This is a genomic window from Rhizobium esperanzae (genome assembly GCF_014197615.1).
GTDB lineage: Bacteria > Pseudomonadota > Alphaproteobacteria > Rhizobiales > Rhizobiaceae > Rhizobium > Rhizobium esperanzae_A.
Window position 1 is genome coordinate 101,927 of record NZ_JACIFY010000005.1, and the last position, 20,843, is coordinate 122,769.

Sequence of the window (20,843 nt, forward strand, 5' to 3'; positions counted from 1 at the left end):
CGCGTTTTACACGAAAGGGATTGCTAACCACCGCAATACAAAGGCTTTTCTGCTACGATGGCCGGTAAGTCTTCGTTAGCTGGCGCTTCCTATGCTTCCCCTCGTTATCTCTGGGAAGGTGCTGAAATGATTATTCTCACAGCAGCAGCATTGGGCGTCAGCGCCGGGCAAATGCGCTCGGCCGCCGCGATCGCGTTGGTCGCCGCGCTGATCGGAATGACATTCGCGGTGGCGGCGATAACCTCGCCCGGGCCGGTGTCAATTCTGGCATTCGTCTATGCCGTTCTCGGCTATAATGCCGGCCTCATGCTCTTTGTTCTCGGCCTCTACGCCAGTGCGCGCCTTCGCCGCGCGCCGCGCGTTTCCCACTAAAGACTGCCGGCACAGCTGGCGGCGTCAATTCGCCGCCGGCCGATAGCGAAAGAACTGAACGCCGGCATCCGGCGCCTTCGGCAGCGGCTCCAGATAGGGCGGGATATTGCCCTTGCCGAGCTCAGCATAGAGACCATCCGGCTTCAGCTTGGCGAGTTGACGCGTCTGCGGGTCATCCGCGCAGAAGGCCAGCATCGTGACGCCGGCTCCTTTCAGGAAGGCTTCCGCCTCCTGCGGCTCCGCCAGGCCGATATGCAATTCCGTCAGCATGCCGCCCTGATTGCGGTGATAGGGTGCGGAGAGAACCCGGTTTTCCGTGAAGCGGAGGATCGGCACGCCCATTTCCGACGGGGCAGCGATCAGCCCGGCCGGAAGCCCGGCAAGCGGCGCCAGCGCTGCTTTCGATGTGCAGGGATGCTCCTGTGCCGCCGTTGCCTGTTTCTGCACATCATTTTGCACCTGCCGCGAGACAAGCCCGCCGCCGACCGCCCAGGCGGCCGGAACGCTTGCGAGCACGGTCACGACATAGACGAAGGCGGCGGCGACATTCTCGCTGTCTTCGTTGGAGATACGTCTGACATCGATGATCAGCAAAGCAAGCGGCAGAATGGAAAGCAGGTTCGAGAAGGTGGAGCCGCGCACCTGGACCAGCGCGATGGCCCAGCTCGTGGCGAGCAGGATGAGCAGGATCAGGTGGATCTGGGTGCGGTCGCGCCGGGCGATGCGGAAGATGCAGACGGCGATGCCGAACAGACCCGCCGCATAGAAGGCGCCGACCGAAAAGGAATCGGTCCGTGCGAGAGCGAAAATCGACTGCGCTTCCGTAACATTCCTCAGCCAGAGTTCGACCAGCATCGGATCGAGACCGGCCAGCGGATTGCTCAGGCATTGCGGGGCGATCACAACAGCCGAACCAAGAACGCCGGCGCCGACGACGGCCAGCGCCGCAAAGCGCATGGGCCGGCGCAGGCGGCTCGCAAAAACTGCCGAAAACAGCAACAATCCGCCGCCGATCGCCGCCAGGCTGTAGTAACCGAGCGAGAGATTGTCGCAGGTGACCATGGAATAAAGCCGGGGCGGCACCGTTGCGACAAAGAGGATGCTGATCGCAATCGCCAGCGCCAATCCGAAGGAGCGAGCGGCGACGGCGAAGTTTTCACCCTCCCACGCCCAGAGCAGGGCAACGGTCAGGCAGACGGCTGCGACGAAGGGCGTCGTTTCGGCGCCGATGGCAATGGCGACGGCCGCCGCGGTACCGGCGACCGCATAATTCCAGCCGCGACGCTCGGGGTCCAGCAGCATCGCCACCATCGTCGCGACCAGCGCCAGCTGGGCATTGTGATGGTCGATGGCGCCCGGCGCGAAACGGCTTCCGGTATAGATGGCAAGGCCGGTCAGGACGAGACTGATGTGCATGCCGGCAACCCCGCCGATGCGCCGGCCGGCAACGGCCATGGCGAGCATGGCGGGCAGAATGAGCGACAGGGGCCAAACGGCGAGTGCCAGTGCCTCGGCCGTCTTGGGGGGCGCAAACAGGCCGAAGAACCGGATCAGCGAGGCGATCGGCAGATCGATCAGCCGCGACCAGTGCATCAGCGTGCCGCCGTCGATGCCAAGACGGTACTGCATCAGATCGAACCAGCTTTGCCCGGCCAGTAAATCGCGCACCTCGACGAGACGCATTCCGTCGTCATTGTCGGGGCCGACATAATCGGTGGCGCGGTAAAACTTGGCGGCGAAAATGACGACGGCGAAGATGACGCTATAGGCAATGACGGTTGGCCACAGCCGCGTCAGCAGGCCGGACACCTTTCCCTTGGGGGTGGCGGTCGCGAATGATGCATTGGCGATCGGCTGCACAGCGTTCATCGTGGTTAGCGGTCCGTTTCCAAAGATGCCAAACCTTAGCCGCCGCCGATCAAGAAAGTGTAAAGCTGTTGGCCGCCGCCACGGATTTCGGCTGCGTCATAGGGTCTTATTAACGCCGGTTGGTTTAGGCTCGGCACGGCTTTTGTGTAACGAGTAAAGTCATGGCCCGATCGCGTACCGATAAACTGGACATTGCCGTCCTGCTTCCCTGCTATAATGAGGCCGCGACGATCGGCCCTGTCGTGCGAGGTTTCCGGGCGGCGCTGCCGGATGCGGCGATCCATGTCTACGACAACAATTCCACCGACGGGACAGCGCTGCAGGCGATGCTTGCCGGTGCGCATGTCGTGCGCGAGCGGCGCCAAGGCAAGGGCCATGTCGTGCGCCGCATGTTCGCCGACATCGAGGCTGACATCTATATCATCGCCGACGGCGACGGAACCTATACGCCCGCCGATGCCGAGGAACTGGTGCGCACGCTGCTGACGGAGCGCGCCGACATGGTGGTGGGCACCCGGCGCGGCGTGCATGACGATGCCGGCCGTCAGGGTCATGCGCTCGGCAACCGGTTGTTCAACCTGCTCTACCGGATGATCTTCGGCCCCGATTTCACCGACATCTTTTCCGGCTACCGTGCTTTTTCGCGCCGTTTCGTCAAAAGCTTCCCGGCAGTATCGGGCGGCTTCGAGATCGAGACCGAAATGTCCGTGCACGCCTCCCGGCTGAAGCTGCCGGTCAGCGAGCTGGAGCTCGACTACGGCCGCCGGCCGGAAGGCTCACATTCCAAGCTTTCGACCTTCCGTGACGGCGCCAAGATCCTCTGGATGTTTGCGATGCTGATGAAGGAGACGCGGCCCTTCGCCTTTTTCAGCGCGATCAGCGCCGCCTTCATGCTGACGAGCCTCGGCTTCATGGCCCCGGTGCTGGCGGAATATTTCCAGACAGGTCTGGTCAGCCGCATGCCGACCTGGGTGCTGTCGATGGCGCTGATGATGATCTCCTTCATGCTGTTCACCGCCGGCGTCATCCTGGATTCCGTTGCACGCGCCCGCGCCGAACAGCTTCGCATCCATTATATGAGCCTGGAGACGCCGAGCGCGATGAAGGCGCCGCTCAGCGACACAGGGCCGATAGCGCGCCCCGGTCGCGGGAAGGCGGATGCGGCATGAGAAAGCTCATCCGCTTTGCCATCGCCGGCGGCATCGGTTTCCTCGTCGATGCCGGCGTGCTCTTGGCGCTGCTCGATCTGACACCGCTCGGCCCATTTCTGGCGCGGATCATCGCCATCGCATTGGCAATGGCGGCGACCTGGGTTTTCAACCGGAGCTTCACCTTCGACCGCTCCGGCCGGTCGCTTGCCGCCGAAGGCTTCCGTTACGGCTCGGTCGGGGTGACGGCGGCGCTCGTCAATTACGGGCTGTATTCCGCCCTTCTGCTGTCGCTGCCGGCGCTTCAGCCGCTTGCGGCCATGGTGATGGCCAGCATCGCCTCGATGGTCTTCAGCTTCTTCGGCTATTCGCGCTTCGTCTTCCGCGCCGAATAATGACAGCGCAGCGCTTCCAAAGGACGCGCCGAGGACGCTGCAAGACTTTGAATCTTTGCTTTACGCACGTCGTTCTCGCAAAACCGCGGCACGCTTTTGCGCGGCATGCTTTAGACCGCTTCCCAGCCGTCCTTTTCGCTGGCGCGGTAGATCGCGTCGATCACCTTCTGGTTCAGCTTCGAATTTTCGAGTGTGACGATCTCTTCCTTGCTGTCCTTCACCGCCCGGGCGAAGGCTTCGACCTCACGCCGGTATTGCCGGCTGTCCTGGAAGCGGAAGATGCGCGATTCATTGTGGCTGCGGTCGGTTAGCTCAATCTCCTCCGGCCCCCAGCGATTGGCGTTGAACGGCGACTTGACCTCGATATAGCCGTCGGTGCCGTGGAAGACCATGACCTGGCGGTTGGCCATCTGCGTCGAGATATAGAAGCTCAGTTCGAAATCGCCGAAATCGGCCTTGACGCTCGAATAGATATCCGTACCGAAATCCGCATCGCGCTCGGTGATCGCCTGGATCCGCAGCGGCTCCTTGCCGGTGGAAAACCGGGTGCTCATGACCGGATAGACGCCGATATCGGGAAGGCCGCCGCCGCCGAGTTCGGGAATGTTGCGCATGTTGGCAGCGTCGCGGTTGAAATAGGTGAAGGCGCCCTGCACATGCTTGAGCGAACCGATCGCACCCTCCTCGATCAACGCGCGCACCTTCTGCCAGACCGGGGCATAGGTGACCATATAGGCTTCGGTCACCACGACCCCGTTGCGGTCGCGGGCGGCGATCACCTCGTCGATATCGGCTGCTTTCAGCGCAATCGGCTTTTCGCAGAGCACGTGCTTGCCGGCATCGGCTGCTTTGATCGACCATTCGATATGCTGCGAAGTCGGCAGCGGAATATAGACGGCGTCGATGACGTCGGAGGCCAGCATCTCCTCGTAGGAACCGAAGGCATGCGGCACCGAGAAGCGGTCTGCCATCTCCCTTGCCCGCGTGAGATCACGGCTGGCAATCGCCGTGACGACGCAGTTTTCCGCATCCTGAATTGCCGGAACGACATTGTCGCGGCCGATCTTCGCCGTTGAAAGGATACCGAAGCGCAACATGATCAATCTCCCCAAAGCTGATGTTCGCGAACCTTATTCAGGCCCTGGCTGCGGCGCAATGGCGCGACCGGAAATCACGGAAGTTTGGTTTCCCTGACGCCCGGATCGCACTAGGTTAGGTCAGGCGGTGTCCCGCCGTATCAGTAATTTCGAACATTTCAGTCATTTTGGAGAGCGTCATGGAAATGCGCCGGCTTGGAAAAACAGGTCTTTCGATTTCGCCGATCGTCTTCGGCGGCAATGTCTTCGGCTGGACGGCCGACGAGAAAACATCCTCCGCCATTCTCGACGCCTTCTTTGACGCAGGGCTCAACACCATCGACACGGCGGATGTCTATTCCGCTTGGGTGCCCGGCAACAAGGGCGGCGATTCCGAGGAGATCATCGGGCGCTGGCTGAAGCAATCGAATATCTCTCGCGACAAGGCCGTCATCGTCACCAAGGTCGGCTCGGACATGGGACAGGGAAAGACGCTCAAGGAAAGCTATATCCTCAAGGCTGTCGAGGATTCGCTCAGCCGGCTGCAGACCGACTATATCGACCTCTATCTCTCGCATTGGCCGGATGCCGATACGCCGCACGAAGAAACGCTCGGCGCCTATGCCAAGCTGAAGGAGCAGGGCAAAATCCGCGCCATCGGCTGCTCGAATTATGATGCGCCGCTGCTGCAGGCCTCGTTCGACGCTGCCGAAAAGGCCGGGCTGCCGCGGTACGACGTGCTGCAGCCGGAATATAATCTCTACGAGCGCGCGAGCTTCGAGGGGCCTCTCGCCGAGCTCTGCGTCAGGGAAGATGTCGGCGTGATCACCTATTTCAGCCTTGCCGCCGGTTTCCTCACCGGCAAATACCGCAGCAAGAGCGATACGCAAGGCCGCGCCCGCGAAGGCCGCGTGTCGCAATATCTCGACGACAAGGGCCTTCGCATCCTTGCCGTGCTCGACAAGATCTCGGCCGAAACCGGCGCCAAGCCCGCGGAAATTTCGCTCGCCTGGCTGTTGCGCAAGAAGGGCGTGACGGCACCGATCGCCAGCGCGACCAGCCTTTCGCAGCTTGAAAGCCTGGTGAAATCGGCGACACTTGCGCTTTCCGATGAGGCGATGGCGCTGCTCGACGAAGCCGGCGCCTGAAAAGGACCCCCCATGACCGTGACGATCCGCGATGCCCACCCCGAGGACGAAGCGCGCTGGCGCGAACTCTGGGCTGACTATCTTGCCTTTTACGAGGTCACGGTCGATGCCGATATCAGCGATCTGACATGGCGCCGGGTTTTCGATCCGGCGTCGGCGATCGCCATGCGCGTCGCCGAGGTCGACGGCAGGATCATGGGCTTTGCGCTCTATCTCACCCATGAGGGCACGTGGATCCGCACCAGGGACTGCTATCTCGAAGACCTGTTCGTCGATCCCGAAGCTCGCGGAAAAGGCGTCGGACGGGCGCTGATCGACGATCTCGTCGCGCTCGGCAAGGCGAAGGGGTGGTCGCGGCTCTACTGGCATACGAGCGAGCAGAATAAAACGGCACGGGCACTCTACGACAGCTATGTCGAGAGCGACGGCCATATCCGCTACCGCATCACTCTCTAAGCCCCGGAAATCCCTCATACCATTCGGAATGATCGCCTTCCCAGTTCGCCATGCCGGGCTTGGTCAGGATGCCGCGCGGGCTGATATAACTCTGGATCACCCGCTTCGGCCGTTCGTGCCATTGGATATTGAAGGCCCATAGCTTCGGGAAGAAGCAGAGCGAGGCATAGGGCAGATGGTCGTGGATCCACCAGGCGAGCCGCTGCCAGTCGCTTTCGTCGCGGTAGCGGTCGATCATCCACGGCACGACGATGCAGACTGCCGCGCCCATGCAGCCGTCGAAGTCCCTCATGTCCCAGATGTGATGCGCCGCGGTGGCGGCATTGGTCGAACAGTTCAGCTTGTTTTCGTTGCCGAACCTGTTGACCGCGGGAGAGCGATAGCCGGAACGGATGTGCAGACGCCCGAAGGTCGCTTCCAGCGGCTCCAGCAATTCCTGGCAAAGCCTCCTGCCCACCTCGATCGCCAGATCGGGATCCTCGGGAATATTGGGAATGCGATAGAAATCGGCGATTTCAGAATGCAGGAAATCGCGGAAGAAGAAGTTTTGCGACAGCCGCACGCGGCCGAGATCCTCCAAACCTTTCATCGAATTCGGCTTTCGCATTGTCTCTCTTCCTCCCACATCGACGGCTGGAAACATCGCGCGGAGCTGATTTTCAGTCCACCCGAAATCGATCGGGAACAATTTTGGCAAAGTTCGCTTCTTAAGGTGTCGCCGCATTCGCGGCCTTTCCCAAAACAAGGATCGAGAACATGGCCAAGGAAAAGACGCTGGAAGATCTCTTCTACGACACGCTGAAGGATATTTATTTCGCCGAACGGCAGATCCTGCGCGCCCTGCCGAAAATGGCACGCGCGGCGCAATCCTCCGAACTGAAGGCGGGTTTCCAGAAGCACCTTGAGGAAACCGAAGGTCAGGTCGAGCGCCTGCAGCAGATTTTCGACAAAATCGGCAAACGTGCCCAGGGCAAGACCTGCGAGGCGATCCAGGGCATTATCGCCGAGGGCGAGGAAATCATGGAGGAATTCAAGGGCACGCCGGCGCTGGATGCCGGGCTGATCTCGGCCGCCCAGGCCGTCGAGCACTATGAAATCGCCCGTTACGGCACGCTGAAGACCTGGGCCGCGACGCTCGGCCACAAGGATGTCGTCGGCCTTCTCGACCAGACGCTGCAACAGGAAACGGCCACCGACAAGACCCTCTCGCAGCTTGCCACCACGGCGGCAAACCAGAAGGCGAAGGCTGCCTGACGGCTTGCGAACGGGCGGCGGTTCAGCCCGACCGGCCGCCCGTATCCTTCTCCACATATCTGAAGAAATCGATGAAGGCGCGCAGCGCCGGCCGCATCTGCCGGCGGCTGGGATAATAGAGAAACGGCCCGGAATAGGGCGCGCACCAATCTTCCAGCACCCGCACCAACCTGCCGCCCGCCAGTTCGGCATGCACCCGCATATCGAAGAGATAGGCAAGGCCGGCGCCGTTCAGTGCTGCCAGCAGAGCCAGCCTGTCTTCGCTGACAACAAGCGGCCCGTTGACCGCAACGACCAGTTCCTGCCCGTCCTTTTCGAATTCCCAGCGATAGATCGAGCCATTGGTGAAGCGCCGCTTGATGCAGCGGTGATGGACGAGATCGCGCGGGTGTTCGGGTTTCGGATAGCGCTCGAAATATTCGGGCGACGCGGCGATCACGGTCGTCAGATTGGGCGAGAACCTCACCGCGATCATATCGGCCTCCAGGCTCTCCTCCAGCCTTAGGCCGGCGTCGAAACCTTCCTTGACGATGTCGGTGAAACCATCCTCATTGGCGATCTCCAGGGTGATATCGGGATAGAGATTGAGAAAATCACCGAGGCGCGGGGCGAGCAGGAGATCGGAGGCAAAGCGCGGCGCTGTGATGCGCAGGTTTCCCGCCGGTTTGCTGCGGGTATCGCGGACGGCCTCGAGCGCAATATCGATCTCCTCCAGCGCCGGACGCAGCCGTTCGAGCAGCAGGCGGCCCTCTTCCGTCGGCGCGACGCTGCGGGTCGTGCGCGCCAGAAGCCTGACGCCCAGGCTTTCCTCGAGGCTCGATATCGCATGGCTGATGGCCGAGGGCGCGACGAGAAGTTCCTTGGCCGCGGCGCGGAAGCTGCGATGCTCCGAGACGGCGGCGAGAACGGCGAGTTGTGAGAGCTGGGTTCTGTTCATTGATCGAAATAATAGAACAGCCCGTTAGAAACTGCATGTATTTTCTGATCGATATCACAGCGATATGGTTTGTCCGTACCGCAACGACCCTCTCCGAGCGGTTCAAAATCAGCTCAGAAAAGGAGCCCATGATGAAAACCCGGAAACTCGGAAACGATCTTACCGTCTCTGCCGTCGGCCTCGGCTGCATGGGCATGAGCTTTGCCTATGGCGCCAGCGACGAGGCGGAGTCGGTGAGGACGCTGCACCGCGCCGTCGATCTCGGCGTCACCTTCTTCGACACCGCAGAAGTTTACGGCCCTTTCACCAACGAGATTCTTCTCGGAAAAGCGCTGAAGCCGTTTCGCGACCGCGTGGTGATCGCCACCAAATTCGGCTTCAAGATCGATACCAGCCAGTCGGGTGCTGCCGCCATTGCCGGCGTCGACAGCCGTCCGGAGCATGTGCGGGAGGTCACTGAGGCCTCGCTGAAGCGGCTCGGCATCGAGACCATCGACCTGCTCTACCAGCATCGCGTCGATCCCAATGTGCCGATCGAAGAGACGGTCGGCGTGATGGCCGAACTGGTCAGGGAAGGCAAAGTCCGCGCGCTCGGCCTCTCGGAGGCCGGCAGCGCCACCATCCGCCGCGCCCATGCCGTCCATCCGATCGCCGCGCTGCAGAGCGAATATTCGCTCTGGACGCGCGATCCCGAGGAGGATGTGCTTGCGACCTGCCGCGAATTCGGCATCGGCTTCGTGCCCTACAGCCCGCTCGGCCGCGGTTTCCTCACCGGAGCGATCCGCAAGCCGGAGGATCTTGCCGCCGACGATTTCCGCCGGCAGGTGCCGCGTTTCCAGGCGGAAAATTTCGACGCCAACGCCGCTCTCGTCGCCACGCTCGAAGAGCTTGCCGCCGAGAAGGGCGTGACGGCGGCGCAGCTGGCGCTCGCCTGGGTATTGGGCCAGGGTGACGACATCGTGCCGATCCCCGGCGCCCGCAAGCTTCACCATCTCGAACAGAACGCCGCTGCGGCCGATATTACGCTCAGTGCGGCGGAACTCGAGCAGCTTGGCCGGATAATCCCCCTCGGCGAGGTGGCCGGCAAGCGCTATTCGGACTCCTTACTTTCCATGACCAACCTCTGAACCGAAAACAAGCAGCGAAAGCCCGGCCTGATGCAACGGCCGGGCTTGCCTTCGCGGCAGGCGAAACTATCTAACGTCATCTCGGAAAACGGGATGAAAACATGTCGGACAGGCAGGCAGTCGAACAGACGGTTCACCTCTATGTCGAAGGCATGGCCTTCGGCAATGAGGCAGCCTTGAAAAAGGCTTTTCACCCGAAAAGCTCGATCATCGGCCATTACCAGAATGCGGTGGAATGGCTGACGCGCGACGAATTCATCGCCGCCATCCTGGCGGAGGAGCCGGCACCGCCCGGCACGCAGCCCTTCATGGACATCCAGAGCGTTGATGTCGAAGGCGATGCGGCCAGCGTCAAGGTCACCGACGATTTCGCCGGAATGCGCTTTACCGACTATCTCTCACTGCTGAAGATCGACGGCCGCTGGACGATCGTCAGCAAGCTCTACCATCTGCATCTGTGAAAAGACCGGCCGCTTTCGCGACCGGTCCCTCGTTTTGCGGGAAGACGGACAGAACTCAGCTTCTGAGAACGCCACCGGTGAATTTCGTCACGCCGGCGACGATCTTCTGCGTCAGCGCTTCGAAATCCTCATCCGTCAGCGTGCGCTCGACCGGCTGGATCTGAACCTCGATCGCCACCGACTTCTTGCCCTCGCCAACCGATGCGCCCTCGAAAATGTCGAAGACATTGACGCCGGTCACCAGCTTGCGGTCGGCGCCGGTGGCCGCCTTGACGATGGCGCCTGCTTCCACCGTCTTATCGACGACGAAGGCGAAATCGCGCCGCACGACCTGGAAAGGTGAGAGCTCGAGCGCCGGCTTGGTGCGGGTCGCCTTGCGCTTGGCTTCCGGCATGGCGTCGACATAGACTTCGAAGCCGCAGAGCGCGCCGGAGACATCGAGCGCCTCCAGCGTCAGCGGGTGGAATTCGCCGAAATAGCCGAGCACCACCTTCGGCCCCATCTTGATCGTGCCGGAGCGGCCGGGATGATACCATTCCGGGCCACCCTGCTCGATCTGGATATTGCCCATCGGCAGGCCGCAGGCTTCGATGACGGCGAGCGCATCGGCCTTGGCGTCGAAGACGTCGACCGGCTTGCCGCCGCCCTTGGCGCCGTTCGACCAGGCGCGACCGGCGCCAGCCAGCGAGGCCGTGCCGCGGCGGATGCCGCCGGCAACGCGACGCTGACCTTCCGGCCTGTCGTTCTCATAGGTGCCGGAAACCTCGAAGATGGCGACGTCGGCATAACCCTTGTCGGCATTGCGCTGGGCCGCGCTCAGCAGGCCCGGGAGCAGCGAGGGGCGCATATCCGACATTTCGGCGGCGATCGGATTGGCAAGCTTCAAGGCCGGTGAACCGCCGCCGAAGAGCTTGGCGTGATCTTCCGGAATGAAGGACCAGGTGACGGCTTCGAGCATGCCGCGCGATGCAAGCGCGCGCTTGGCGACGCGGGTGCGGATCTGCAGCGTCGTCAGGATTCTGCCGTTGACGGCGGCATGGCTTTCGAGCGGCGCCGGCTTGATATTGTCGACGCCGTGGATACGCATGACCTCCTCGACGAGATCGGCCTTGCCGTCGACATCGGGACGCCAGGAGGGAACGGCGACGGAAACACGTTCGCCGGAATCGGAAACCGTAAAGCCGAGACGCGTCAGAATCGTGTCGCTTTCCTCATTCGAGACCTCGAGGCCGGTCAGGCGCTTGACCTCGGAATAGGGGAAATCGACGATCTTCGGTTCGTAACCCTTGTAGCCGACGACCTCGGCCCTGGCAGCCGTGCCGCCGCAGAGTTCCAGCACCAGTTCCGTGGTGCGTTCGAGACCGGGGACCATATATTCGGGATCGACGCCGCGTTCGAAGCGGTAGCGGGCATCGGTGATGATGCCGAGGCTGCGGCCCGACTTGGCGATGTTCATCGGGTCCCAGAGGGCCGATTCGATCAGCACATCGACGGTGTTTTCATCGCAGCCGGAATGTTCGCCGCCCATGATGCCGCCGATCGATTCGATGCCGTCTTCATCCGAGATGACGACATTGTTCGGGCCGAGCTTGTATTCGCGCTGGTCGAGCGCCAGTACGGTCTCGCCTTCTTTGGCGCGGCGCACCGTCAGGTTGCCCTTGACCTTGGCGGCGTCGAAGACGTGCATCGGTCGTCCTTGGTCGAAGGTCATGTAGTTTGTGATATCGACCAGCGCATTGATGGGGCGCAGGCCGATGGCAAGAAGCCGCTGCTGCATCCAGCGCGGGCTCGGGCCGTTTTTGACGCCGCGCACGAGACGCAGCGAAAAGCCCGGGCAGAGCCTGGCATCGTCGAGATCGAGCGTCAGCTTCACCGGCGTCTCGCCTTCGACGGCAAAAGACGGCGCCGGCCGGGCCTTCAGCGTGCCGAGGCCGGAGGCCGAGAGATCGCGGGCGATGCCGTAGATCGAGGTGCAGTCCGGCCGGTTCGGCGTCAGGTTGATCTCGATGACCGGGTCATCAAGGTGGGCATAAGCCGCATAGCTTGTGCCTACCGGCGCATCATCAGGCAGATCGATGATGCCGTCGTGGCTGTCGGATATCTGCAGTTCCTTTTCGGAGCACATCATGCCGCGGCTTTCGACGCCGCGTATATTGCCGACAGCAAGCGTCACGTCGATGCCGGGAACATAGGTGCCGGGGGCTGCAAAGGCGCCGACGAGACCGGCGCGCGCATTCGGGGCGCCGCAGACGACCTGGATCGGCGCACCGGCACCGGTATCGACCATCAGCACCTTCAGGCGGTCGGCCTGGGGATGTTTTTCCGCCGAGAGAATTTTGGCGATGACGAAGGGCTTGAATTCCGCCTTGTCGTCGACATCCTCGACCTCCAGCCCGATCTGGGTAAGGCGCGTGCAGATTTCATCGAGCGTGGCATCGGTTTCCAGATGCTCTTTCAGCCAGGAGAGCGTGAATTTCATCGTCTCAATTCTCCGTTCAAACGCTGAGGCCGCCGAACAATGTCGGCATATCGAGCGGGCGGAAGCCGTAATGCGTCATCCAGCGGACGTCGGCGTTGAAGAAGTCGCGCAGGTCGGGCATGCCGTATTTCAGCATGGCGATGCGGTCGAGGCCCATGCCCCAGGCAAAACCCTGATATTCGTCCGGATCGAGCCCGCCATAACGCAGCACGTTCGGGTGGACCATGCCGCAGCCGAGGATTTCCATCCAGTCGCTGCCTTCGCCGAACTTGACGATCGGGCCGGAGCGGTCGCACTGGATATCGACCTCGAAAGAAGGCTCGGTGAAGGGGAAGAAGGACGGGCGGAAGCGCATCGTCACGCTGTCGACCTCGAAGAAGGTCTTGCAGAACTCCTCGAGCACCCAGCGGATGTTGGCGACATTGGCCTTTTTGTCGATAACAAGGCCTTCGACCTGATGGAACATCGGCGAATGCGTGGCGTCCGAATCCTGGCGATAGGTCTTGCCGGGGATGATGATGCGGATCGGCGGCTTCTGCGTCTCCATGGTCCGGATCTGGACCGGCGAGGTATGGGTGCGCAGCACCTTGCGCTCGCCATTCTCATCCGGGTTGAAGAAGAAGGTGTCGTGCATCTCGCGGGCCGGATGGCCTTCCGGGAAATTCAGCGCGGTGAAATTGTAATAATCCGTCTCGACGTCGGGACCTTCGGCAATCGAGAAGCCCATGTCGGCGAAGATCGCGGTGATCTCGTCGACGATCTGGCTGATCGGATGGATGCGGCCGCGCTCGGCGGGCGAGGAACGCACCGGCAGGCTGACATCGACCGTCTCGGCCTTCAGGCGAGCGTTGACCGCCGCCATTTTCAGCACCGACTTGCGTTCAGCGATGGCGTCCGTCACTTCGTTCTTCAGGGCGTTGATCGCAGCACCCCGGGTCTGGCGCTCCTCCGGCGTCATGGCGCCCAGCGTCTTCAGGAGTTCGGAGACCGAGCCCTTCTTGCCAAGGGCGGACACGCGCACAGCTTCGAGCGCGGGCTCATCGCCGGCGGCGGCAATTTCGGCAAGCAAAGGCGATTTAAGCTGGTCGATATCTGACATTGTCTTCTTTCCGTCCAGATAAGGCGGCGTTCGAAAGGCAGGCTGGAGAGGCCGGCGCAAGGAGTATAGAGAAAGAAAAACCCGCGCTAGCCCAAACCAGCGCGGGTTTCCCAAATCATAAATTCAAAGCTTGGGAAGCGCTGGTAGCACATGTCCCGAGCGGGCGCGCCCGCTCGAAAGGTACATGCGCCACTTTAAGCAGTTGAGCCAGCTTTGCGCGTTCTTACGAACGCGCACGGCTCAACGGACCGCGCCTTCAAACTCGTTCGCCGTGCCGGCTTCCTTGAGGTACTCAAGAGCCTTCTTGGCAGCATTGACCAGCGCGCCGAATGCTTCCGGCTCGTGGATCGCCATGTCGGAGAGAACCTTGCGGTCGACTTCGATGCCAGCCTTGTTCAGGCCGTCGATGAAGCGGCCGTAGGTCAGGCCGAATTCGCGGACAGCCGCGTTGATGCGCTGGATCCAGAGCGCACGGAAGTTGCGCTTGTTGACCTTGCGGTCGCGGTAGGCGTACTGCTTCGAACGATCGACGGCAGCCTTGGCGGTACGGATGGTGTTCTTGCGACGGCCGTAAAAGCCCTTGGCGGCCTTCAGAACCTTCTTGTGCTTGGCATGGGCAGCGACGCCCCTTTTTACACGTGCCATATCATGATCTCCTTAAATCTAGCGTTCGCGGACGAGTCTCAGAGACCGTTCGGCAGGTAATTCTTGATAACCTTGCGGCCATCCGGTTCTGCGAGAACCATGGTGCCACGTGCATCGCGAATGAACTTGTTGGTACGCTTGATCATGCCATGGCGCTTGCCGGCAGCGGCAGCCTTGACCTTGCCTGACGCGGTGATCTTGAACCGCTTCTTGGCAGAGGACTTCGTCTTCATCTTGGGCATTTTGCTACTCCTTCTGTTCTCCCTGCGCGCTTTATCAAAAAAGCCCTCTCGCGAAGTCCGGTTCTCCGGCCGTCGCAACAAGGTGCGGGAGCGTTTGTTGTTGATCTGCGGCATCGGCGACGAACCGTTCCGCAAGCATTCGAAACTGCCACGGCATGCCCTGCCGGTCAGTTCGGACGCGCGCTTATAACCGCAGCGTCCTGAAAGTGCAACGGGGCCGCGGAGGAATCTTCGGCCACCCCGAAAGCGCAATACCTGAAAGCACAAAAGCCGCCCTTGCGGACGGCCTTGGGGCGAAAAAGTGCCTGGCGCTTACTTCGGCGCCAGCACCATCATCATCTGGCGGCCTTCGAGCTTGGGTTCGGCTTCGACCTTGGCGAATTCGGTCGTATCGGCCTTGACCTGCTGCAGAAGCTTCATGCCGAGTTCCTGGTGGGCCATTTCACGGCCGCGGAACTTCAGCGTCACCTTGACCTTGTCGCCTTCGTCGAAGAAGCGACCCATCGCCTTCATCTTCACGTCATAATCATGAGTGTCGATGTTCGGGCGCATCTTGATTTCTTTGACTTCGACGATCTTCTGCTTCTTGCGCGCCTCGGCAGCCTTCTTCTGGTTGGCATATTTCAGCTTGCCCAGATCGAGGATCTTGCACACCGGCGGTTCGACATTGGGGGAAATTTCGACGAGATCGAGGCCGGCTTCCTCAGCCATTCTCAGGGCCTGGTCGGTAGGCACGACACCCATATTCTCGCCGTCAGCCCCGATCAGCTGAACCCTGGGAATGCGGATTTCACGGTTCGAGCGCGGTCCGTCCTTCACGGGCGCGTCGGTTTTAAAAGGTCTGCGAATGGTCGTATTCTCCTCGCGTTGTTTTCGGAATGTTGCAGCCTCGCGCTCCCGATCAGGGTGCACAAACGTGTCGCGTCATTGCTGCAACGGAGTCAATATCATCCTTTAGCGGAAAAATCACCCGCTGTCAGCCTGCCAAGAATCTGTTTTATAGGCCAAAACAACAGGAGTTTCGCCGATGTCCGATCAGATGCCGAATGCCCAGCCGCAGTTCCTGACGGTCGGCGAAGGTGAGGCGGCGCGTGATATCGCTATCATCGTCCGCCCGGCGCAAGCCGGCAGCGACACACCGGCGCTTGTCTGGTTATCCGGCTACCGCTCCGATATGAGCGGCACCAAGGCCGTGGAACTCGACGGGCTGGCGGCGGAGCTTGGGCTCGCCTGCATCCGCCTCGATTATTCCGGTCACGGGCTTTCAGGCGGCAGCTTCCGCGACGGCACGATCTCGCGCTGGCTGGAGGAGTCCCTGGCTGTCATCCGCCATGTCGCCCCCGACCGGGTGATCCTCGTCGGCTCCTCGATGGGTGGCTGGATCGCGCTCAGGCTGGCGCAGGAACTTGCCCGGCAGGGCGGCCCGAAGCTCGAACGCCCAAAACTCGCAGGGATGGTGCTCATCGCACCGGCGCCGGATTTCACCTCCGAGCTGATCGAGCCGAACCTCAAGGCCAGGGAGCGCAAGTCGCTTGCCGAGCGCGGCTATTTCGAAGAGCGTTCGCAATACAGCCCCGAACCGAACATCTATACAAGGGCGCTGATCGAGGACGGGCGCGAAAACCGGGTGCTCGACGGCATCATCGAAACGGGCTGTCCGGTGCATATCCTCCAGGGCATGAAAGACGCCGACGTGCCGTATGCGCATGCGATGAAACTGGTCGAACATCTTCCCGCCGACGACGTGGTGCTGACCTTCGTCCGCGACGGCGACCACCGCCTTTCCCGCCCCGGCGATATTGCGCTTCTCCTCGGCGCCGTCAAAGGCATCATCCGCTCAGTGGCGGATATGAAGATGCCCGCCTGAATGGCAACGGCGGATAAATCCCCCTAAAGTAAGTCCCCGATCCGTGGCATTTTAACCATACCGGCGAGTCGCAAGGTGCTCCCAAGAAGTAACGATTGACTCTTCTCGGCCCTCTCCATTAACACTTTGTTAATAATTAAGGGGCGATGCGAGGAAGAGCGGGCGTGCGGATCAAGGGTATCTTCGTGGCCATGATGGCCGTGTTTGCGATGGCGACAGCCGCCGTACCGGCCCCAAGCAGAAATGCTTCGATGGTCACAGGCAATGCCACTTCGCAGCCGATCGGCCACTATGATTTCTGTCAGATTCACCGCAATGAATGCGGTCCGAACCGGAATTCCGGCCCGGTCGAGATGACCCCGGCAAAATGGTCGCTCGTGCGTTCGGTCAACGCCACCGTCAACCGCACGATCACGCCGATGACCGACAAGGAAATCTACGGCAAGGACGAGGTCTGGGCCTATCCGACCACGGCCGGCGACTGCGAGGATTTCGCGCTTCTGAAGCGCCGCATGCTGATCCAGCGCGGCTTTTCGGCAGCCGACCTGCTGATGACCGTCGTGCGCAAGCCCGACGGCGAAGGTCACGCCGTGCTGACGCTGCGCACCGCCGAGGGCGATTTCGTGCTCGACAACCTCGCTTCCGACGTCAAGCCGTGGTTCGGCACGCCCTATTCGTTCGTCAAGCGCCAGTCGAGCTACAATGCCGGCCGCTGGGTCACCATCGAGAACGGCCGCGACGTTCTGGTCGGCGCACTGCGGTAAGAATTTCGGGGGGAATGTGGGAAAAGGCCGGCGAAAGCCGGCCTTTTGCTGTTCGGGATCCGCTGCAATCTTTCCAGTCCTGACGAGGGCTGATCGCTGTGCCGCACCCTCGTATGAGATAGGGTATTGGTTTGCCGCAGCGCTTCCCGGCCCTTCGCTTTAGGCTCAGGGCGTTCGTTGCTGCAATCGATTCACTGGATCGATTGCTCGGGCTTTGCCCGACCGCAACTCACCCATTCCCAATCAAAATACCGGCGCCGAGCACCAGGCCGCCGCCGAGCACAACCTGGAAGGCGGCGCGCAGGAAGGGGGTTTCCATGTAGCGGTTCTGGATGAAGGCGATGGCCCAGAGTTCGAAGAAGACGATGATCGCGGCGGTGATCGTTGCAGTCCAGAAGTGCGGGATCAGGTAAGGCAGTGCGTGACCCAAGCCGCCGAGCGCCGTCATGATGCCACAGGCAAGGCCGCGCTTGACCGGTGAGCCCCGGCCGGAGATCTTGCCGTCGTCATGGGCCGCTTCGGTGAAGCCCATCGAAATGCCGGCGCCGACGGAGGCGGACAGGCCGACAAGGAAGGTCTGCCAGGTATCCTGCGTGGCGAAGGCGGCAGCGAAGATCGGCGCCAGTGTCGAGACCGAGCCGTCCATCAGCCCGGCAAGACCCGGCTGCACATAGGTCAGCACGAATTGCCGATGCACCGCTTCGTTCTCGTCGCGCTTGACATCTTCGGGCGTATGTTTGTCGCCCAGCATGCGGGCGATATCTTCATGCCCCTGTTCAGCAAGTGCGAGATCACCGAGAAGTTCGCGCGTCGAGGCGTCCGAGGTGCGTTTTGCCGCTTCGACGTAGAAGCGGTAGGCCTGCTCCTCCATGGCTTCCGTCTCCTGCCGCATCGCATCCAGCGACAGGTTTGCCCTGAGCCAATCGGGCTTGCGCTCATAAAAGCCCTGCACATGCTCGCGCCGGATCAGCGGAATACGCTCGCCGAAACGCTGGCGATGGATTTCGAACAACGACTTGCGATGCGTGTCCTCGACCTCGGCCATATCCTCGAAGACCTTGGCCGAGGCGGGGAAGTCGCGGCGCAGCCTGTCTGCATAGGCGAGATAGATGCGGGCATCGTCTTCCTCCGAGGCGATCGCCAGGGCAAGGATTTCCTGCTCGGACAGCGAGTCGAAAGACCGTTTCGAGGATCTGAAAAACCGCGCCAGCATGACCTTCTCCAATAATTTAGAATAATTCTAAATCTAGAGAAGGCGGCGGTGACGGTCAAGGGCATGCCGCAGGCCGGCTGACAGATTGCCGCAAGCGGCGCAGGCGACTTTGGCTCGCCGCCACAAACACCTATATGAGGGCTGCCGCATCACGCGGCGCCGGGGTTTATGATGGACAATGAGATTCAGGGCCGCCCTGCCCATGTCGCGGCGATCCGCGAAAGGGCGGAGGCCGAAATGAAGGCGATGGGGATCGACCGGGCCTTCATCGACAGGTTGGTCGAGACCTTTTACGGGCGCGTGCTTGCCCATCCCGATCTCGGGCCGGTGTTCGACGCCAGGCTTTCCGGCCGCTGGCCGGAGCATATGGAGAAGATGAAAAGCTTCTGGTCGGCCGTCGCCTTCCGCAGCGGCGCCTATGGCGGCAAGCCGGTGCAGGCGCATACCGGCGTTTCGAACTTGACGCCCGATCTCTTTCCGAAATGGCTGGCGCTGTTTGCCGCAACGCTCGACGATCTCGCGCCCTCGCCGGAAGCCAAGGCCTGGTTCATGGCGACGGCGGAGCGGATCGCCAGGAGCCTGACGCTGTCGCTGTTTTACAATCCTGCCCTCGACGATCCGGCAAAGAAGACGGGCTGATCTTTATTGCCTGGCCGAAAAGGTCGCGCCGGCGCTTGCGGCGACGACCAGGGCCGTTCCGGCCATCTGCAGAAGCGTCATCGGCTGGGCCAGGATGAGGAAGCCTGCGAGTGCGGCGATGGCCGGTTCGAGGCTCATCAGAATGCCGAAGGAGGCTGTCGGCATCCGCCGCAAGGCGATCAGTTCCAGCGTGTAGGGCAGCAGCGGCACCAGAATGGCAAGGCCCGCCATTTCAATCAGGCCGTAGCCATCGAGCGCCGGTACGGCGCCCGCAAAGCCGAAGGGTGTCGCCACCAGTGCGGCAACCATCAGCGACATGGAAAGCCCTTCCAGCCCCTTGAAGCTCGCGCCGATCTTTTTCGTCAAGACGATATAGATCGCCCAGCCGGTTCCTGCGCCGAGCGCAAAGAAAATACCCTCGATATTGCCAACCCAGCCGTGGCCGTCATGGGCAAGCGCCAGAACGCCAAGCCCGGCAAGGAGGGGCCAGATCAGACGCCGGCCGAGGCCATAGCCGATGGTCGCCACGGAAAGCGGACCGAGAAAATCGATCGCCACGGCCAGACCGAGCGGAATGCGCTCGATCGCCGCAAAGAAACTCATGGTCATCAGCGCGGTCGTCGTGCCGAGAACCAGAGCACTCGTCCATTGCGCCCTGGTGTAGCTGACGAAACGCGGCCGCACGAAGACGGCGAGAATGATGGCGGCAAAGGCGAGGCGCAGCCAGGAGGCGCCGGCCGGTCCATAGGTTGTGATGGCCGAGGAGGACAATGCCGCGCCGAATTGGATCGACGACATGGACATGAGGCACATGAGTCCGCCGGCCGCCACGCCGCCGAATGCCGTCGATGCCTCCGCGGTCAGCGTGCCCGCGCCGCCATTTGCTTTTTCGTCCATGCTCGCCCCCGATTATGCGCTCTTCTTTACGAAGACGGCGTGCGAGCGACAAATTCAAACTTCTGATCCAGGCAGAAAGAGCCTTGATGCGAAAATAAAAGCATGTCGCGCAAAAGTGTACAGCGGTTTTTCGCCAAAGACATGCGGAATCAAAGGCCTAAAACGCGGCAAGCGCATCTGAAAGATCGCGACGCGCTTTAGCGACGGCCGGCAAGAATGACCTCTTCGGCATCCTCGAAACTCATCTCGAAAACCTGCCTGCCGATGTCGAAACCGAAGCCGTTGCGGGCGAAGGCCGAAAGCTCCTTGGCCTTCCGTTTTTCGTCAAGCTCGACCCGGCGGAACGGGCCGAAGGCGCGCTTGCGGGCAAATATCGCCGCGGCATAGAGATCGTCAGCCTCTCCAAGGGCAGCCTCGACCTTGTCGCTCGCGACACCCTTGGCAGCAAGCTTCTGGGCGATGGCGCGCTTCGATTTGCCGCCGCGCACGGCGGAGCGCGTGCTGATCTCGGCATAGGCGCTGTCGTCGAGCACCTTGTTGTCATAGGCAAATCTGACCGCGAAATCGGCAACGGTCTTGAGTTGGGCCGCGCTGATATCCTCGAACTTCTCCTTCGCCTTGCGGGTGATAGCGTCAAACAGCTGCTTTTCCGTCATCATCCGCCGCTCCAGGCGATAGATGGCGGAGTTGCGGGCCCAGCTCAGCATACGGGGTGTCGGGATATCGGATGGAACGGTCTCGTCGGTCATATCAAG

The 20,843-nt window shown here is 61.6% G+C and carries 23 protein-coding genes; 11 read left to right on the forward strand and 12 right to left on the reverse strand.

Translation table 11 applies throughout. The features are described 5' to 3' along the window. Nucleotides 1-126 precede the first annotated feature (126 nt). Complete coding sequence (locus GGD57_RS08750) at nucleotides 127-372, forward strand: hypothetical protein (protein ID WP_184468791.1); 246 nt, start codon at nucleotides 127-129, stop codon at nucleotides 370-372. A 24-nt stretch (nucleotides 373-396) separates the two neighbouring features. On the opposite strand, the gene GGD57_RS08755 is transcribed toward GGD57_RS08750, so the two are convergent. Continuing rightward, the gene (locus tag GGD57_RS08755; protein ID WP_184468793.1) at nucleotides 397-2,241 is read right to left on the reverse strand and encodes a hypothetical protein; all 1,845 of its coding nucleotides are present in this window, start codon (nucleotides 2,239-2,241) and stop codon (nucleotides 397-399) included. Between the two features lie 161 nt (nucleotides 2,242-2,402). On the opposite strand from GGD57_RS08755, the gene GGD57_RS08760 reads away from it, so the two are divergent. Together GGD57_RS08760 and GGD57_RS08765 are read left to right on the forward strand one after the other, a co-directional pair. After that, a complete protein-coding gene (locus GGD57_RS08760; RefSeq protein WP_184468795.1) occupies nucleotides 2,403-3,410 on the forward strand; it encodes a glycosyltransferase in 1,008 nt (335 codons plus the stop codon). After that, complete coding sequence (locus GGD57_RS08765; protein ID WP_184468797.1) at nucleotides 3,407-3,784, forward strand: GtrA family protein; 378 nt, start codon at nucleotides 3,407-3,409, stop codon at nucleotides 3,782-3,784. Before GGD57_RS08760 ends, GGD57_RS08765 begins: the two co-directional genes overlap by 4 nt. A gap of 110 nt (nucleotides 3,785-3,894) precedes the next feature. Here the strand turns inward: GGD57_RS08765 and GGD57_RS08770 are convergent, their stop codons facing one another. After that, a complete protein-coding gene (locus GGD57_RS08770; protein ID WP_184468798.1) occupies nucleotides 3,895-4,881 on the reverse strand; it encodes a Gfo/Idh/MocA family protein in 987 nt (328 codons plus the stop codon). 179 nt (nucleotides 4,882-5,060) lie between these two features. Here GGD57_RS08770 and GGD57_RS08775 point away from each other — a divergent pair, with 179 nt between their 5' ends. Together GGD57_RS08775 and GGD57_RS08780 are read left to right on the forward strand one after the other, a co-directional pair. After that, a complete protein-coding gene (locus GGD57_RS08775; RefSeq protein ID WP_184468801.1) occupies nucleotides 5,061-6,008 on the forward strand; it encodes an aldo/keto reductase in 948 nt (315 codons plus the stop codon). A 12-nt stretch (nucleotides 6,009-6,020) separates the two neighbouring features. Continuing rightward, on the forward strand, nucleotides 6,021-6,464 hold the full coding sequence (locus tag GGD57_RS08780) for a GNAT family N-acetyltransferase (protein ID WP_184468803.1): 444 nt from the start codon (nucleotides 6,021-6,023) through the stop codon (nucleotides 6,462-6,464). Here GGD57_RS08780 and GGD57_RS08785 read toward each other — a convergent pair. Beyond that, nucleotides 6,454-7,107, reverse strand: coding sequence for a hypothetical protein (locus tag GGD57_RS08785; protein WP_184469154.1), 654 nt, complete (start codon nucleotides 7,105-7,107; stop codon nucleotides 6,454-6,456). The genes GGD57_RS08780 and GGD57_RS08785 overlap by 11 nt on opposite strands. Before the next feature lie 113 nt (nucleotides 7,108-7,220). Between GGD57_RS08785 and GGD57_RS08790 the strand changes: the two genes are divergently transcribed. After that, complete coding sequence (locus tag GGD57_RS08790) at nucleotides 7,221-7,718, forward strand: ferritin-like domain-containing protein (RefSeq protein ID WP_184468804.1); 498 nt, start codon at nucleotides 7,221-7,223, stop codon at nucleotides 7,716-7,718. A 22-nt stretch (nucleotides 7,719-7,740) separates the two neighbouring features. Here GGD57_RS08790 and GGD57_RS08795 read toward each other — a convergent pair whose 3' ends face one another. Then, on the reverse strand, nucleotides 7,741-8,655 hold the full coding sequence (locus GGD57_RS08795; protein WP_184468806.1) for a LysR family transcriptional regulator: 915 nt from the start codon (nucleotides 8,653-8,655) through the stop codon (nucleotides 7,741-7,743). Between the two features lie 131 nt (nucleotides 8,656-8,786). Here GGD57_RS08795 and GGD57_RS08800 point away from each other — a divergent pair, with 131 nt between their 5' ends. After that, on the forward strand, nucleotides 8,787-9,782 hold the full coding sequence (locus GGD57_RS08800; protein WP_184469156.1) for an aldo/keto reductase: 996 nt from the start codon (nucleotides 8,787-8,789) through the stop codon (nucleotides 9,780-9,782). A 101-nt stretch (nucleotides 9,783-9,883) separates the two neighbouring features. Then, entirely contained in the window at nucleotides 9,884-10,243 is a 360-nt protein-coding gene (locus GGD57_RS08805) for a nuclear transport factor 2 family protein (protein ID WP_184468808.1), read from the forward strand. A gap of 55 nt (nucleotides 10,244-10,298) precedes the next feature. Here GGD57_RS08805 and pheT read toward each other — a convergent pair whose 3' ends face one another. From pheT to infC, 5 genes are all read right to left on the reverse strand, one after another. Continuing rightward, nucleotides 10,299-12,722 (reverse strand): phenylalanine--tRNA ligase subunit beta, encoded by a 2,424-nt coding sequence (gene pheT / locus GGD57_RS08810; RefSeq protein ID WP_184468810.1) that lies wholly within the window; start codon nucleotides 12,720-12,722, stop codon nucleotides 10,299-10,301. Between the two features lie 16 nt (nucleotides 12,723-12,738). Beyond that, a complete protein-coding gene (pheS, locus tag GGD57_RS08815) occupies nucleotides 12,739-13,821 on the reverse strand; it encodes a phenylalanine--tRNA ligase subunit alpha (RefSeq protein WP_184468812.1) in 1,083 nt (360 codons plus the stop codon). 240 nt (nucleotides 13,822-14,061) lie between these two features. Continuing rightward, nucleotides 14,062-14,466: a 50S ribosomal protein L20 gene (gene rplT, locus GGD57_RS08820; RefSeq protein WP_126912214.1), complete on the reverse strand. Its 405-nt coding sequence runs from the start codon at nucleotides 14,464-14,466 to the stop codon at nucleotides 14,062-14,064. A gap of 38 nt (nucleotides 14,467-14,504) precedes the next feature. Next, entirely contained in the window at nucleotides 14,505-14,708 is a 204-nt protein-coding gene (rpmI, locus tag GGD57_RS08825) for a 50S ribosomal protein L35 (RefSeq protein WP_133708090.1), read from the reverse strand. A 312-nt stretch (nucleotides 14,709-15,020) separates the two neighbouring features. Further along, complete coding sequence (gene infC, locus GGD57_RS08830) at nucleotides 15,021-15,557, reverse strand: translation initiation factor IF-3 (RefSeq protein WP_184469158.1); 537 nt, start codon at nucleotides 15,555-15,557, stop codon at nucleotides 15,021-15,023. 178 nt (nucleotides 15,558-15,735) lie between these two features. On the opposite strand from infC, the gene GGD57_RS08835 reads away from it, so the two are divergent. After that, a complete protein-coding gene (locus GGD57_RS08835) occupies nucleotides 15,736-16,575 on the forward strand; it encodes an alpha/beta hydrolase (protein WP_184468814.1) in 840 nt (279 codons plus the stop codon). A 164-nt stretch (nucleotides 16,576-16,739) separates the two neighbouring features. Then, on the forward strand, nucleotides 16,740-17,339 hold the full coding sequence (locus tag GGD57_RS08840; protein WP_097612464.1) for a transglutaminase-like cysteine peptidase: 600 nt from the start codon (nucleotides 16,740-16,742) through the stop codon (nucleotides 17,337-17,339). Between the two features lie 229 nt (nucleotides 17,340-17,568). On the opposite strand, the gene mbfA is transcribed toward GGD57_RS08840, so the two are convergent. Beyond that, nucleotides 17,569-18,552 carry an iron exporter MbfA gene (mbfA, locus tag GGD57_RS08845; protein WP_085735703.1) on the reverse strand — a complete coding sequence of 328 codons (984 nt, stop codon included), beginning with the start codon at nucleotides 18,550-18,552 and terminating at the stop codon, nucleotides 17,569-17,571. A gap of 171 nt (nucleotides 18,553-18,723) precedes the next feature. Between mbfA and GGD57_RS08850 the strand changes: the two genes are divergently transcribed. Next, nucleotides 18,724-19,191, forward strand: a complete 468-nt coding sequence (locus tag GGD57_RS08850; protein WP_184468816.1) for a group III truncated hemoglobin — start codon at nucleotides 18,724-18,726, stop codon at nucleotides 19,189-19,191. A 3-nt stretch (nucleotides 19,192-19,194) separates the two neighbouring features. On the opposite strand, the gene GGD57_RS08855 is transcribed toward GGD57_RS08850, so the two are convergent. Both GGD57_RS08855 and recX read right to left on the reverse strand, forming a co-directional pair. Next, nucleotides 19,195-20,088, reverse strand: a complete 894-nt coding sequence (locus GGD57_RS08855) for an EamA family transporter (RefSeq protein WP_184468818.1) — start codon at nucleotides 20,086-20,088, stop codon at nucleotides 19,195-19,197. Between the two features lie 197 nt (nucleotides 20,089-20,285). Continuing rightward, the gene (gene recX, locus GGD57_RS08860; RefSeq protein ID WP_184469160.1) at nucleotides 20,286-20,837 is read right to left on the reverse strand and encodes a recombination regulator RecX; all 552 of its coding nucleotides are present in this window, start codon (nucleotides 20,835-20,837) and stop codon (nucleotides 20,286-20,288) included. Between the last annotated feature and the right edge of the window lie 6 nt (nucleotides 20,838-20,843).